This is a genomic window from Streptococcus infantis, from assembly GCF_047465035.1.
GTDB classification, from domain to species: domain Bacteria; phylum Bacillota; class Bacilli; order Lactobacillales; family Streptococcaceae; genus Streptococcus; species Streptococcus infantis_T.
The window spans coordinates 1-14,747 of sequence record NZ_JASHAQ010000023.1 but is presented as its reverse complement, the minus strand read 5'-3'; the positions used below and the strand labels follow the sequence as shown (position 1 = coordinate 14,747).

At 38.5% G+C, this 14,747-nt stretch carries 12 protein-coding genes; all 12 read left to right on the top strand.

The genetic code is table 11. From position 1 onward, the window contains the following. The first annotated feature begins 47 nt into the window (after positions 1-47). The 12 genes from secY2 to QM406_RS08955 all read left to right on the top strand — a co-directional run bounded on the left by secY2 (position 48) and on the right by QM406_RS08955 (position 14,407). Positions 48-1,265: an accessory Sec system protein translocase subunit SecY2 gene (gene secY2 / locus QM406_RS09010; protein WP_315640018.1), complete on the top strand. Its 1,218-nt coding sequence runs from the start codon at positions 48-50 to the stop codon at positions 1,263-1,265. Positions 1,266-1,274: 9 nt separating this feature from the next. Next, positions 1,275-2,855, top strand: a complete 1,581-nt coding sequence (gene asp1 / locus QM406_RS09005) for an accessory Sec system protein Asp1 (protein ID WP_315640017.1) — start codon at positions 1,275-1,277, stop codon at positions 2,853-2,855. After that, on the top strand, positions 2,839-4,371 hold the full coding sequence (asp2, locus tag QM406_RS09000) for an accessory Sec system protein Asp2 (protein WP_315640016.1): 1,533 nt from the start codon (positions 2,839-2,841) through the stop codon (positions 4,369-4,371). Before asp1 ends, asp2 begins: the two co-directional genes overlap by 17 nt. After that, positions 4,368-4,808, top strand: a complete 441-nt coding sequence (gene asp3, locus QM406_RS08995) for an accessory Sec system protein Asp3 (protein ID WP_315640015.1) — start codon at positions 4,368-4,370, stop codon at positions 4,806-4,808. Before asp2 ends, asp3 begins: the two co-directional genes overlap by 4 nt. Then, positions 4,795-7,173, top strand: coding sequence for an accessory Sec system translocase SecA2 (secA2, locus tag QM406_RS08990; protein WP_414274034.1), 2,379 nt, complete (start codon positions 4,795-4,797; stop codon positions 7,171-7,173). The genes asp3 and secA2 overlap by 14 nt, the downstream gene beginning before the upstream one ends. 12 nt (positions 7,174-7,185) lie before the next feature. Beyond that, a complete protein-coding gene (gene gtfA, locus QM406_RS08985) occupies positions 7,186-8,706 on the top strand; it encodes an accessory Sec system glycosyltransferase GtfA (RefSeq protein WP_000158449.1) in 1,521 nt (506 codons plus the stop codon). After that, complete coding sequence (gtfB, locus tag QM406_RS08980) at positions 8,690-10,036, top strand: accessory Sec system glycosylation chaperone GtfB (protein WP_414274033.1); 1,347 nt, start codon at positions 8,690-8,692, stop codon at positions 10,034-10,036. Before gtfA ends, gtfB begins: the two co-directional genes overlap by 17 nt. Continuing rightward, positions 10,029-10,208 (top strand): accessory Sec system protein Asp4, encoded by a 180-nt coding sequence (gene asp4, locus QM406_RS08975; protein WP_000161926.1) that lies wholly within the window; start codon positions 10,029-10,031, stop codon positions 10,206-10,208. The genes gtfB and asp4 overlap by 8 nt, the downstream gene beginning before the upstream one ends. A 4-nt stretch (positions 10,209-10,212) precedes the next feature. Then, entirely contained in the window at positions 10,213-10,437 is a 225-nt protein-coding gene (asp5, locus tag QM406_RS08970) for an accessory Sec system protein Asp5 (protein WP_371559286.1), read from the top strand. A gap of 347 nt (positions 10,438-10,784) precedes the next feature. Continuing rightward, entirely contained in the window at positions 10,785-11,507 is a 723-nt protein-coding gene (locus tag QM406_RS08965) for a pseudouridine synthase (RefSeq protein WP_075230878.1), read from the top strand. A gap of 110 nt (positions 11,508-11,617) precedes the next feature. Beyond that, positions 11,618-12,952: an aminopeptidase C gene (gene pepC / locus QM406_RS08960; protein WP_414274032.1), complete on the top strand. Its 1,335-nt coding sequence runs from the start codon at positions 11,618-11,620 to the stop codon at positions 12,950-12,952. A gap of 138 nt (positions 12,953-13,090) precedes the next feature. Next, positions 13,091-14,407, top strand: coding sequence for an ISL3 family transposase (locus QM406_RS08955; RefSeq protein ID WP_414274031.1), 1,317 nt, complete (start codon positions 13,091-13,093; stop codon positions 14,405-14,407). The last annotated feature ends 340 nt before the right edge of the window (positions 14,408-14,747 follow it).

The window sequence follows — 14,747 nt, the reverse complement described above, 5'->3', positions numbered from 1 at the left end:
CTTGAGTGATTTGACTGCAACCTATAACTAATGAAAAGGAGTATTTCGTGAAACGATTTTTTTCATCTATAGCAGTAAAGAAAGGTCTAGGAACCTTGTTTCTGCTCTTTGTTTATGTATTAGGGAGTCGAATTACTCTTCCTTTTATCGATTTGAATAGCAGGGATTTCCTTGGCGGTGCTACCGCCTATTTGGCCTTTTCAACCGCAATTACAGGTGGAAATCTACGGAGCTTGTCAATCTTTTCAGTCGGTTTATCTCCTTGGATGTCATCGATGATTTTATGGCAGATGTTCTCCTTTTCTAAGCGTTTGAATCTTGCCTCTGGTTCGACTGAGGTTCAGGATAGGAGAAAGATGTATCTAACCTTGACAATCGCTTTGATTCAATCGCTAGCCTTAGCGGTAAATCTACCAATCAAGGACAACTATAATACACTTTTGGTACTCATACTCAACACGATATTGCTGATAGCTGGAACCTTTTTCTTGATATGGTTATCAGATATTAACTCGGTGATAGGTGTTGGTGGCTCTATTGTCATCTTGTTGACCAGTATGATTATCTATATTCCCCAAGACATTGTACAATCGATACAAAAATTAGGGATTCCTATGTGGATTGTTGAAATACTCGGAGCGATGGGGATCGTTTTTGCCTATCTCATTGCAATTTTTTATCGTGCTCGTTATCGGATTCCAGTCAATAAGATTGGTCTCCACTCTCGCTTTAAGCGTTATTCTTATTTTGATATAATGCTGAATCCTGCAGGTGGGATGCCCTTCATGTACGTGATGAGTTTAATTAACTTACCAACGTACTTGTTTCTTTTGTTGCAATTATTTGATCCAGGAAATCCAGTTTATCAACAAATAACGATCCAATATGCGATGGGGAAACCCTTGTGGATCTATACCTATATAGCGACCTTGTTTGTCTTTAGTATTGCCTTTGCTTTTGTCAATATTAGTGGAGAGCAGGTGGCAGAACGGATGAAAAAATCTGGCGAGTATATTTATGGCATCTATCCAGGTGAGGACACTAGTAAATATATCAATAATCTAGTATTCAAGTTTGCTATTGTAGGTGGTATCTTTAATGTGTTATTCGCAGGTCTACCGATGTTGTTTGTTTTAATGGATGAACAATTATTAAGAGTGAGTATGATACCAGGTTTGTTTATGATTTTAAGTGGTATGATCTTTAACATTAAAGATGAAATTAGAGCACTGAAGTTAAATGAAACTTATAAACCACTGATTTAGGAGAGTGTTATGTATTATTTTATTCCGGCTTGGTATGGTAGCCATCAGCAGTGGCATGCTGATATAACCCCTTGGTACTTTTCACAATTTAAATTAGAATTTGACGATACCTTTAATCAGATTCGTCTACTAGATAGGTTGGAACAATCGACACGTCTATTGATTTTGGCTTATCAGCCACATCTTCGCTATTTTTTACATCGTCATGGTGTATTAGAAGCTGAAGTATATTCTATTTTTGATGAGATGCAGGATATTACTGATATTTCTCCACAAGTCTTGAATATCAGAGATATCGAGTGGGATAAGGACTGTGAATTTATATACAGTCCTTTCGCCATTATTGTCCAAAAAGATGGAAATCGCTATGCTCAGATTGAGCATGGAGTGGAAGGATTTATTAGTGATATCCAGTATTTTGATATCCAAGGGCAAATGTCTAAACGCTATATTATGGATGACAGAGGCTTTGTTTCGAGTGTCATTTATTATCAGGACAATTATCCAGCTTGTCAAGATTACCTGAATCCTAAAGGGATTTGGCAATTCAGAGAGTATTTACAAGAGGATGGTAGGGTAGAGATTAATCCTATTTTTGCCTTTCGTTTTCATTCGCTCCATTATAGTGATATGGGGCAGTTGGTTGCTGAATTTTTTGAGAAACGACTCGAGAAGATTGAAGAGAGTAGTGATTTGTTTATTGTCCCATCTGATTCTCGGCATAACGATTTTGTTCTAAATCGTTTACCTGAAGCAAATCCGAAAATCTTGAGCCTTTTCATCGGTCGCAATCCAAAGCAGACTATGAGAGACCTTCTTGGTCCTATATCCAAAGTCGATTTGGTCTTGGTTGATAGGGAGGATAGCCTTCAGCTTTTGCAGGAATTGTATCCAGATAAATACAATCTGTTCAAACATTTATCGCCATTTGATACTCGTTTGAGATTGGGAAAAAGTCAGACAAAGAGGGAATCCATTATTTACTATCAACTTAATTTTGAAGAAGAAGTGGACAAAGAAGGACTTTTCCAAATATTATCCTTCCTTGCAGAGACCAAAGATACTGAGGTAATTTTCGGTGCTTTTGCTGCCAATAACGACCAGATGGAGAGAGTGGCAGATATAATTCAAGAGATCATAGATGAAAAATTCCCAGCAAAGAGTTTTGAAAAAGCGGTTGACTATGAAGGGGCTGAAAATCCTTTAAAGGAAAATGCACAGCAGAAACTCCGTTATCGCCTGTTAAACATCAATGATGAATTGGAAATGATTAAGACATTAGAATATGTGCGTTTGATTGTTGATTTGAATCCTCAACCTCATCTATATACCCAAATAGCAGGGATTAGTGCAGGAATTCCTCAGGTGAATCAAGTAGAGACTGTCTATGTTGACCATTTGAAAAATGGCTACCTGCTTTCTACCATCACAGAATTTAAGAAAGCGGCCCATCACTACCTGGATACCCTAAAAGAATGGAATCAGTCTTTAATCTACTCGATTGATAAAATCAAGGAACATACAGGTGAAAAATTTGTGGAAAAACTAGATCAATGGATAGAGGAGAGTACAAATGTCAAAGGATCTTAAAATCCTACAGATAGGGACGGGAAATTGGAAACATCGTTATGAGATCCCTAAGAAAATGGAATGGTATTATTTTTATCCTAATTCTCCTAAGGTACTTAAGGAAACGATAAAAATGGATGAGATTCGCAAGTTTAATGCCATTCTCATTGAAGACGGCCGTTACTTGGTTGACCTATTACCAATTATTAAAATGATCGATCCTTATACGATTTTTTATAACCAAGAGTTTCAAACAAGCAACCCTCTTATTTTAGATTTAATCAAGAAACGCTGTGCCCAAGCAATCGACTTTTCAGATCCACAGAGGCTATTAAAAGATTTATCAACTTCCTTATTTGGTGGTGGTTATGGAGATAAGTTGAATCCCTCTGCAATTGATGTCCATCCAAGTTTTAAGGGTTCTATTTCTTATCAAGGGTTTGAATATTTGCTCTTAGAGGGAGATTTTGGTTCTGAGTTTTCCCAAGTAGCTAATTGGAAATACAACTTTGTATCATCAACAAAACTTCCAATCGAGGTGTGGTTAGAGTATGAAAAAAGTGAAGGTGTAGAATTTCAGTTTCGTGTTCGAAAAATGCCTGAAGGTTCAGTTTCGGATGTGGTTGAAGACTTGATGTATACAGAAGAGGAACTAGAAACGGCTCTAGTCATGGAGCAGGATTACAATGCCCACCTCTGTATGTCTATTGAAGCGCGTGGTCAGGGAAGCTTAAAATTGGGAAATCTACATCAGCGTTGGACCCGTAAACAATTTGGGAAATTTGTCCTTGGAGGCAATATTTTACACGATAGTAAGAGAGACGAGATTAACTACTTCTTTCATCCTGGGGATTTTAAGCCACCATTGGCTGTTTACTTTTCAGGATTCCGACCTGCCGAGGGATTTGAAGGATACTGGATGATGCAAAATTTCAAGTGCCCCTTCATTTTGTTCTCGGACCCTCGCTTAATAGGTGGAGCTTTTTACCTAGGCAGTGAAGAACTAGAAGAAAAAATCAAACAAACGATTGAACATTATCAGGAATATTTAGGTTTTGAAAAAAAAGATTTGATTTTATCAGGTTTATCAATGGGAACCTTCCCTTCTCTTTACTATGGCTCATTCTTTGAACCGAAAGGAATCGTTGTGGGTAAACCCTTAGCAAATTTAGGGACAATTGCCAAACGTGGTAGACTGGAAGCACCAGGTATCTTTCCAACAGGATTTGACGTGCTCCACCATCAAACTGGAGGGATCAGCCCGGCCCATATGGATGAGTTGGATAACCGTTTTTGGTCTGCCTTCAAACAAGCAGATTTTTCTCAAACGACGTTTGGTCTTTCTTACATGAAGGATGAGGATATGGATAGTCATGCCTATGATCAGCTAGTCACTACGCTCTGTCAAACTGGAGCGAAGATCTTATCAAAAGGAACAGCAGGTCGACACAATGATGATACAGAAACCAACGTTATCTGGTTTATCCATTTTTATAACATGATATTACAAGCAGAATTTGGAAGAGGTGAGACATGATTATAAATCAAAGAGAAGACATACTCTGGGGAGATATGGGAGCAACTTACCTGTATGGAACTCGAGTTCAGTTTTGGGAAGATGGCCATATCAGTCTTTCAAATCCATTACTAGCTCCAGGAGAAGTTCTCAAATCATGGCTTTCAAGCTTGAATTATCAAGGTGGTAGAAGTCAACCCAGCCTACCTCTCTTAAAAAGAAATCATCGCTATCAATTCACCATGAATATGACTTGTTATCCTGAAAATAGCATTTACATAAAACTAGTTTTCTTGGATCGTTACGAAGAAGTGCTAGAAGAAAAAGTTGAGAAAACCCTATCTTTTTCTTTCGTTTATCCTGAGGAGGCTTATACCTATAGAGTTTCTCTCATTGCTGCTGGGTTTGAGTCACTCGATTTTTATTCTTTCTCAATTAAGGAGTATGATCGTGTTTAATAGTTTGTATCAAAATAGAAAACTCAGAAAAGTCGGAGCTACTTTAAAAAAGATCAATGGTCTCAAAGATGAGATGGCAGCTCTTAGCGATGAAGCCTTGGCAGTAAAAACGGTAGAGTTTCGTCAACGTTTAGCAGAGGGGGAAAACCTAGATGACTTACTTGTTGAAGCTTTTGCAGTTGTACGTGAAGCTGATAAGCGAATCCTAGGGATGTTTCCTTATGACGTTCAAGTTATGGGGGGCATTGTCATCCACCAGGGGAATGTTGCGGAGATGAATACCGGTGAAGGAAAGACTTTGACTGCGACTATGCCTCTTTATCTCAATGCCCTAACTGGTAAAGGTGCCATGTTGATTACGACCAATGAATATCTAGCTAAACGTGACGCAGAGGAAATGGGGCAGGTCTATCGATTCTTAGGTTTGAGTATAGGAATCCCATTCACTGATGATCCTGAGGAAGAATTAAAAGCCGAAGATAAAAGGAAAATTTATAACTCAGATATTATCTATTTGACCAATAGTAGTCTAGGTTTTGATTATCTAAGTGATAATTTAGCTTCCAGTAGTAATGAAAAGTTTTTGCGCCCATTTGACTATGTCATCATTGATGAAATTGATGATATTTTACTAGATAGTGCACAGACCCCACTCATCATTGCGGGATCTCCTCGTGTTCAGTCCAACTACTATGGCATCATCGATACTTTAGTAACAACTATGGTTGAAAATGAAGACTATATCTTTAAAGAAGAAAAAGAAGAGATATGGTTGACTACAAAGGGGGCTAAAACTGCTGAAAGCTTCCTAGGGATTGATAACTTGTATAAGGAAGAATACGCGACTTATGTACGACATCTAGTCTATTCCTTGAGAGCTCATAAGTTGTTCACGAGAGATAAGGAGTACATCATTCGAGATGATGAAATGATTCTCCTGGATAAAGGAACAGGTCGTTTGATGGAAATGACCAAGTTGCAGGGAGGTCTTCATCAGGCCATCGAAGCCAAGGAGCATGTGAAACTCTCTCCTGAAACGCGAGCAATGGCCTCTATTACCTATCAAAGTCTTTTCAAAATGTTTAATAAGATATCAGGAATGACTGGGACTGGGAAGGTCGCAGAGAAGGAATTTTTGGAAACCTATAATATGTCTGTTATCCGAATTCCGACTAATCGTCCCTTGATCCGAAAAGACTATCCAGACAATCTTTATGTAACACTACCAGAAAAGGTTTATGCTTCACTTGAATGTATCAAGGAATACCATCTCAAAGGAAACCCACTACTAGTCTTTGTAGGATCGGTTGAGATGTCGCATCTCTATTCGTCCCTACTGTTGCGGGAAGGAATCGCCCATAACGTCTTGAATGCCAATAATGCTGCGCGTGAGGCACAAATTGTCTCAGAATCAGGTCAGATGGGAGCCGTGACGGTTGCAACATCCATGGCAGGTCGAGGAACAGATATTAAATTGGGACCTGGAGTTGCCGAGCTTGGTGGCCTAGTAGTTATCGGTACAGAACGAATGGAAAGCCAGCGAATCGATCTGCAAATTAGAGGACGCTCGGGTAGACAAGGAGATCCAGGTCTGTCGAAGTTTTTTGTATCATTAGAAGATGATGTTATCAAGAAGTTCGGTCCATCCTGGGTTCACAGAATGTACAAAGAGTACAGTGTTGCAGATATTACTCAACCACAAGTCCTTGAGGGAAGAAAATACCACAGACTGGTTGAGAAAGCTCAAAATGCAAGTGATAGTGCTAGTCGCGCCAACAGACAGAGAACACTAGAATATGCTGAGAGTATGAATATCCAACGTGATCTCATCTATAAGGAAAGAAATCGTTTAATAAATGGAGAGAGAGATCTTAGAGATGTATTATCTGAGATGATTGACGAGTATATTGAAACAATTTTATCTGAAAACATAAAAACTAGAGAAGAATTATTTCACTATATTGTCACGAATATCAGTTTTAATATTAGAGAATTACCTCTTGATCTAGTCATTGAAGATCAACAAGCGTTGAGAAATTTCCTGATTCAGATCATTAACAATGAGTTAAATGATAAGAAGACCTTGTTAGAACCTCATGATTTATATGACCAATTTTTGAGAGTTTCCATGCTTAAAGCCATTGATGATAACTGGGTGGAACAGGTGGACTACCTGCAACAATTGATGATGGCAATTGGCGGACAATCAGCCAGTCAAACGAATCCGATCGTAGAATATTACCGAGAAGCCTATATGGGATTTGAAACCATGAAAGAGCAGATTCGTTCAGATATGGTACGGAATATCTTGATGGGCTTGGTACAGATGGGACCTAAGGGCGAAATCGTAACCCATTTTCCATAAAAAGAGGACAATATGACAATTTACAATATAAATTTAGGAATTGGCTGGGCCAGCAGTGGTGTTGAATATGCCCAAGCTTATCGTGCGGGTATTTTTCGCAGCCTGAATCTGCCGTCGAAGTTTATCTTTACAGACATGATTTTGGGCGATAATATCCAGCATTTAACCGCAAATATCGGTTTTGATGATGATCAGGTCATCTGGCTTTACACTCATTTCACAGACATCAAGATTGCACCGACCAGTGTGACGGTAGATGATGTTTTGGCTTATTTTGAAGGTGTAGAAAGCCGTCGTGAAAGAAATGGGAGAATTGAACGAATCTTCTTCTCAGATGAAGACAAGTTTATCACTTGTTATTTGGTAGATGAGGAGAAGGATTTTGTCCAACATGTGGAGTATGTGTATGCTGGCAAATTGATCCGCAAAGATTACTTCTCATATACACGCTACTGCACAGAGTATTTTGCTCCTAAAGATAATGTAGCGACACTCTACCAAAGAACCTTCTACAATGAAGATGGGACTCCATCTTATGAGATGTTCATGAATCAAGGGACCGAGGAAGTCTACCGTTTCAAGGATCGAATCTTATACGGGAAGCCTGCTTTGATCCGTTATTTCATGCAGACACTTGGGTTAAGTAAATCAGATCTAGTGATTTTGGATCGTGAAACAGGGATTGGTCAGGTGGTCTTTGAAGAAGCGCAAGCGGCGCATCTTGCTGTTGTCGTTCACGCTGAGCACTATAGTGAAAATGCGACCAATGATGATTATATCCTTTGGAACAACTATTATGACTACCAGTTTACCAATGCAGATAAGGTCGATCTTTTTATCGTTTCAACGGATCGTCAAAAGGAAGTTTTAGAGCAACAGTTTGCTCACTATACCACACATGCTCCTAAGATTGTGACCATTCCAGTTGGAAGTGTTGACCAATTAACAAAACCACAAAAGAGTCGTAAACCATTTTCTCTTATTACAGCTTCGCGTCTAGCCAAGGAAAAACACATTGATTGGCTTGTCAAGGCTGTGATTGAGGCTCATAGGGAATTGCCAGAATTAACCTTTGATATCTACGGTAGTGGTGGTGAAGAAGGACGTCTTCATGAGATTATCGCTGCAGGTCAGGCAGAAGAGTATATTAAACTCAAGGGCCATGCAGAACTTTCCCAAATCTATTCACAGTATGAAGTTTATCTAACTGCTTCTACCAGTGAAGGATTTGGTTTGACTCTCATGGAAGCAATTGGTTCAGGCTTGCCATTGATTGGTTTTGATGTTCCTTATGGAAATCAAACCTTCATCGAAGATGGTGAAAATGGTTACTTGATTCCAAGCTCATCTGATCATGTCGAAGATGAAATCAAGAAAGCTTATGCGGAAAAAATCTGCCAACTGTATTTGGAAAATCGTTTGGAAAGTATGAGAGAAAAATCCTACCAGATTGCTGAGAAATTCTTGACTCAAGAGATTTTGAACAAATGGGAAAAAACAATCAAGGAGGTAGTGGATGATTCAGTTATTTGATGTATATAATCAAGAAAGTCAAGATTTGCATTATAGTCTGACTGCGGCAGGACTGTCTGATTTGACTGTGGTTATTGAACCAGATGGATTTTTACCAGATGGAGTTGTCTCACCCTTCACCTATTATTTGGGTTATGACAGTGGTAAACCCTTGTACTTTAACCAAGTTCCCGTCCCAGATTTTTGGGAGATTGCTGGGAATAATCAATTTGGAACCATCAATGACCTTAATCAAGAACGAGCAGTGATTCATTTTGCAGATGGCTTACAGGCTCGTTTGGTGAAAAAAGTCGAATGGAAGACACCAGCAGGCCGCATCTTTCAAGTAGATCACTACAATCGTTTTGGAGCTTGCTTTGCTAAGACCACCTTTGATGGATCTGGTCAAGCTATCATGACTTCTTATCGGGACGTAGATCAAAAAGAAGTTATTTTGGAAAACCATGTCACAGGTGATATTCTGCTGACCTTGGAAGGTCAAGGATTGCGTCATTTTTCTGGTCAAGTAGCCTTTATCATAGACTTCTTACAAGGTTTGAAAGTGAATCTTAACCACATTCTCTTTAATACCCTATCTACCTCGTTTTTGACTTCCTTCCATTTCCCAGACAAATCAGGTCAGGATATCCTAGTTTGGCAAGAACCATTGCATAATGATATACCAGGAAATATGCAACTGATCTTGGAGAATGATCAGCTTCGAACTAAGACCATTATCATTCCAGATTATGCGACTTATGAACGTGCTTTGCAATTGACGGATGAAAAATTCCATCATAAGTTTAGTCATCTAGGCTATCATTATCACTTTAAGCGCGATAATTTTGTTCGTCCTGATGCCTTGATAGTGACCAATTCGGACCAACTAGAGCAAATCGAAAAACTGGTGGAAAGTTTGCCAAAGGTTACTTTCCGAATCGCAGCAGTGACAGAGATGTCATCTAAGTTGTTGGATATGCTCCGCTATCCCAATGTCGTGCTTTATCAAAATGCCAGTCCCCAAAAGATTCAGGAGCTTTATCAGTTATCAGATATCTACTTGGACATCAACTATGGTAACGAACTACTTCAAGCTGTTCGTCAGGCTTTTGAACACAATCAACTGGTCCTAGCTTTTGAGGAAACAGCCCATAATCGCCGCTATACAGCTCCAAATCATATTTTCGCTAAGGAAGCAGTTGACGAGATGATTCAAACTATTGAGTTAGCCCTTTCTCATGTCAAAGAGATGGGTCGAGCTCTTGGAGACCAAGGGTACCATGCCAATTATGTGGATCCAATTATGTATCAGGAGCGGATGGAAACCATTTTAGGAGAAAGCCATGACTAAAAAAGATCTATTCTATCAGGATGTTGAAGGTCGCATGGAAGAGATGAAACAACAACCCATCAAAAAAGAAAAATCTACACGTGGTGAAAAAATTAGTAAGACATTTTCTTTTTTGATTGGACTCATCATTTTGATTGGTTTACTGTTTACTTTAATAGGACTTTTGAGGTAATAAAATGATTGAATTATTGATGATTTTAACCATTATTTTAGCTCTTTCCTTAATCATTCTTGTGACCATTCAACCCAGACAAACTCAAATTTTTTCTATGGATGCAACTAGTAATATCGGAAAGCCCAGCTATTGGCAAAGCAATACGCTTGTTAAAGTCTTAACCTTACTTGTTAGCTTATCCCTATTTGTGTTGTTGCTCCTCTTTATGGTTTTAACTTTTAACTAATCTTTATCTGTATTGCTAGAACGTTTGATTTTAACAGTGAAGATTTAAAGAAATTTAAGTTTGAGGAGAAAATTTTAAGAAAACTTTTAGGAATCTAGTTTATACTGTAAGCATAAGTTAAGAAGAACTTAACTTTAACTCCTAAAAATTTTTCATAATAATCTCCCTATAAAATAAAGTCGCCCAATCAGGCGGCTTGTTTTTGTACTAATACTCAATGAAAATCAAAGAGCAAACTAGGAAGCTAGCCGCAGGCTGTACTTGAGTACGGCAAGGGGACGATGACGTGGTTTGAATTTGATTTTCGAAGAGTATAAGATTAAGATTTTTCATGGTATAATATCTTTATGAGATTAGATAAATATTTGGTTGCCTGCGCCGTAGGAAGTCGGACAGAGGTCAAAAACTTTCTAAAGGCTGGGCGCGTGACGGTCAATGGCAAAAAGGAAAAATCTGCCAAGCTGCAAGTCAATGAAGACACAGACGAGATTTGTTTTGATGGGCAAAAGTTAGACTACGAGGAGTTTGTTTACTATATGATGAACAAGCCCCAGGGTGTTATTTCAGCAACTGAAGATCCTAAACACAAGACTGTTTTGGATTTGTTGGATGATTTAGCTCGTTCAAAGGAAGTTTTCCCAGTGGGGCGTTTGGACATTGATACGCATGGACTCTTACTCTTGACCAATGATGGCAAGTTAGCTCATGCTCTTCTTTCTCCTAAACGTCATGTGGATAAGACTTATCTGGCACAGATCAAGGGAATCATGACCCAAGAGGATGTAGAGAAATTTGCTCAGGGGATTCCGCTGAAAGACTTTACCTGCCAACCTGCTAGACTGGAGCTTGTAACCATAGATACAGAAAAGAATCAAAGCCAAATCCGTGTGACCATTGCAGAAGGGAAGTTTCATCAGGTCAAGCGTATGGTGGCATACTGCGGTAAGGAAGTCGTGGACTTGCAACGTCTGACCATGGGAACTTTGACCTTGGATGAAAATCTGAAGCGTGGGGAATGGCGTCGCTTGACCAAAGAGGAATTAGAAGGTTTGCTCGAAAGTGTTGGGTAAACTGTGTAATCTTTGAAAAAGGTGAGGAAAATATCCTTACCTTTTTCAGTTTTTGGTTGCTTCCTTTGTGAAAAGAGTTATAATAGACTGTAGAATAAAAGGAGGATTTTATGAACGCGATTCAAGAATCATTTACAGATAAATTATTTGCTAATTATGAAGCAAATGTCAAATACCAAGCTATCGAAAATGCTGCCAGCCACAATGGAATTTTTTCAGCCCTTGAGCGTCGTCAAAGCCATGTAGATAACACACCTGTTTTCTCACTTGATTTGACAAAGGACAAGGTCACTAACCAGAAGGCTTCTGGTCGTTGCTGGATGTTTGCGGCCCTCAACACTTTCCGCCACAAACTCATCTCTCAATACAAACTTGAAAACTTTGAATTGTCACAAGCTCACACCTTCTTCTGGGACAAGTATGAAAAATCTAACTGGTTCTTGGAGCAAGTCATTGCGACTGCAGACCAAGAATTGACAAGCCGCAAGGTTAGCTTCCTACTCCAAACTCCACAACAAGATGGTGGGCAATGGGATATGGTTGTAGCTCTCTTTGAGAAATATGGTGTCGTTCCTAAGTCTGTTTATCCAGAGTCTGTTTCATCTAGCAGTAGCCGTGAGCTCAATGCAATCCTTAACAAATTGCTTCGTCAAGACGCTCAAATCTTGCGTGACCTCTTGGCTTCAGGTGCTGACCAAGCGACTGTTCAAGCTAAGAAAGAAGACCTCTTGCAAGAAATCTTTAACTTCCTTGCTATGTCACTAGGACTTCCACCACGTCAATTTGACTTTGCTTATCGCGACAAGGACAACAACTACCAAAGTGAAAAAGGCATTACGCCACAAGAGTTTTACAAGAAATATGTCGACCTTCCATTAGAAGACTACGTTTCTGTGATCAATGCTCCAACTGCTGATAAACCTTATGGGAAATCTTACACAGTTGAGATGTTGGGAAATGTCGTTGGTAGCCGTGAGGTTCGTTACATCAACGTACCGATGGAACGTTTGAAAGAATTGGCGATTGCCCAAATGCAAACAGGAGAAACTGTTTGGTTTGGTTCAGATGTCGGCCAGCTCAGCAACCGTAAAGCCGGAATCCTTGCGACAGATGTTTATGATTTTGAATCAAGCATGGATATTCAACTCACTCAGGACAAAGCAGGTCGTTTGGACTACAGCGAAAGCTTGATGACCCACGCCATGGTCTTGACAGGTGTTGATTTGGATGAAAATGGCAAAACAATCAAGTGGAAAGTTGAAAACTCATGGGGAGACAAGGTCGGTACAGATGGTTACTTTGTTGCTTCAGATGCTTGGATGGACGAGTACACTTACCAAATTGTTGTTCGTAAGGAATTACTAACAGCAGAAGAACAAGCTGCCTATGAAGCAGAACCAATCGTCCTTGCACCATGGGATCCAATGGGTGCCTTGGCTGAATAAATGAGATATAAAAAGAACGGTTCTATAATTTTTAGGGTTGATGGAAATTTTCCACCAACCCTATTTTAGTGTATACAAAAAGGCCAACATCCATTATATTAAAAGCGCTGAAACCTAAAACAAAAGGATGATGACCATATGAACAATATACTAGAAGCTACACTACAAATCAAAGATAAAAACATTATTTGGGATAATAAAGTTCAAGAGAAGATATTTAAAAAGAGAAAATCTTTATTTTATGCAGCTACTTATACGCATAAACCAGAATTTTGTACCGTTTGTGGGTGTGTTAGCCGAAATAATAATATCGTTAAAAACGGTACGAAAACATCTCGTATCACTCTCTGTTCTGTTTCAGGCCTAGCGGCCTACTTAAATCTACGCAAGCAGAGATTTCTCTGTAGAGAATGCGGCTCTTCATTTACCGCAGACACTAGTCGAATCGTAGAAAAACACTGTCATATCTCTAAACGCTTAAAAAACGAAATTAAATCAAAAATAAGTGAAACAGTATCTGAAACCTATATCGCAAAAGAAACAAATGTTTCAGTTCATACGGTAAGACGTATCATAGATGATACAACACGTTTACTAAAGATTAAACCATTACACGATTTACCTGAGCATTTGTGTTTTGATGAATTTAAATCCGTCAAATCTTCCGATAGTAATATGAGCTTCATTATTTGTGATAGCACTACACACAAGCTGGTCGATGTTGTACGAGATAGAAAATCTTACAGCTTGAAAAAGTATTTTCATCGTTTTGAGCCTAAGACTAGATTAAAGGTAAAAACTATCTCCATCGACATGTACTTACCGTACATTCAATTAATAAAAGAAATGTTTCCTAACGCTAAAATTATCATTGATCCTTTTCATATCGTACAAGCCTTAAATAGAGAATTAAATCGAACTCGGGTACGTGTCATGAATAAGCATCGCTATAAAGACTCTAAATTATATCGAAAGTTAAAACATTATTGGAAGTTAATTTTAAAGAACTCTAATGAACTTCAGAACTATAAATATAATCGTTATAAGCTTTTTGAAAGCTTCATAACAAGTAAAGGAATCGTAGATTATATCTTAGAAAAAAATCCATCTCTTAAAAATGATTATGAGGTTGTACATTCACTTCGTGAATGTATACAGGATAGAGATTATATAGAATTCAAGGAAACGATTGAAGCAGCTACGCAATTAGACCTATCTCCTGGTTTAAAAAGAGTATTAAAGACTCTTATGACTTACTTGCCATATATTCAAAATACTTGTGAGTATCCAACTAGAACAAATGGCCCTATTGAAGGAATAAACAATAAAATAAAAGTGCTTAAAAGAAATGCCTACGGCTTTAGAAACTATTACCATTTTAGAAATAGGATTATTTTAATAACAAAAATGTTTGGCTCAAAACAAAAAGGAATTAAGCAACAATTAGTTGCTTAATCCCTTCCTAAATTTCTTCATCAACACTATTTGACAAACATACTAAGATTAGTAGTGAGAAAATCTCCGACGGGAGAGAGTACTCACTACTTTTTCTTTATGTTAAAGTAGAGGTGTCTTGTAAAGTCGTAGGGCTCTTTGGCGCTAGACGTCGCTTGACAAACTGGCAAGACACCTGTTTTAGGTGGAATTTGATCAAAGTATGTGGGACGATAGACGTCGCGTATTGAAAATAAAATCACTAAAACACGGAATTATTCAAGACAAAAGAGGTAATATCATGCGTACAGTATTTGGGATTGATGTGAGTAAGGCAAGTTCTGAGGTGGCAATTTTAGTC

Excerpts from the sequence above, each read along its gene's own strand:
- asp4 (WP_000161926.1), top strand. The coding sequence starts at position 10,029 with ATGACTAAAAAAGATCTATTCTATCAGGATGTTGAAGGTCGCATGGAA.
- asp2 (WP_315640016.1), top strand. The coding sequence starts at position 2,839 with ATGTCAAAGGATCTTAAAATCCTACAGATAGGGACGGGAAATTGGAAA.
- asp3 (WP_315640015.1), top strand. The coding sequence starts at position 4,368 with ATGATTATAAATCAAAGAGAAGACATACTCTGGGGAGATATGGGAGCA.
- asp1 (WP_315640017.1), top strand. The coding sequence starts at position 1,275 with ATGTATTATTTTATTCCGGCTTGGTATGGTAGCCATCAGCAGTGGCAT.
- gtfB (WP_414274033.1), top strand. The coding sequence starts at position 8,690 with ATGATTCAGTTATTTGATGTATATAATCAAGAAAGTCAAGATTTGCAT.
- asp5 (WP_371559286.1), top strand. The coding sequence starts at position 10,213 with ATGATTGAATTATTGATGATTTTAACCATTATTTTAGCTCTTTCCTTA.
- QM406_RS08955 (WP_414274031.1), top strand. The coding sequence starts at position 13,091 with ATGAACAATATACTAGAAGCTACACTACAAATCAAAGATAAAAACATT.
- pepC (WP_414274032.1), top strand. The coding sequence starts at position 11,618 with ATGAACGCGATTCAAGAATCATTTACAGATAAATTATTTGCTAATTAT.
- QM406_RS08965 (WP_075230878.1), top strand. The coding sequence starts at position 10,785 with ATGAGATTAGATAAATATTTGGTTGCCTGCGCCGTAGGAAGTCGGACA.
- gtfA (WP_000158449.1), top strand. The coding sequence starts at position 7,186 with ATGACAATTTACAATATAAATTTAGGAATTGGCTGGGCCAGCAGTGGT.
- secA2 (WP_414274034.1), top strand. The coding sequence starts at position 4,795 with ATGATCGTGTTTAATAGTTTGTATCAAAATAGAAAACTCAGAAAAGTC.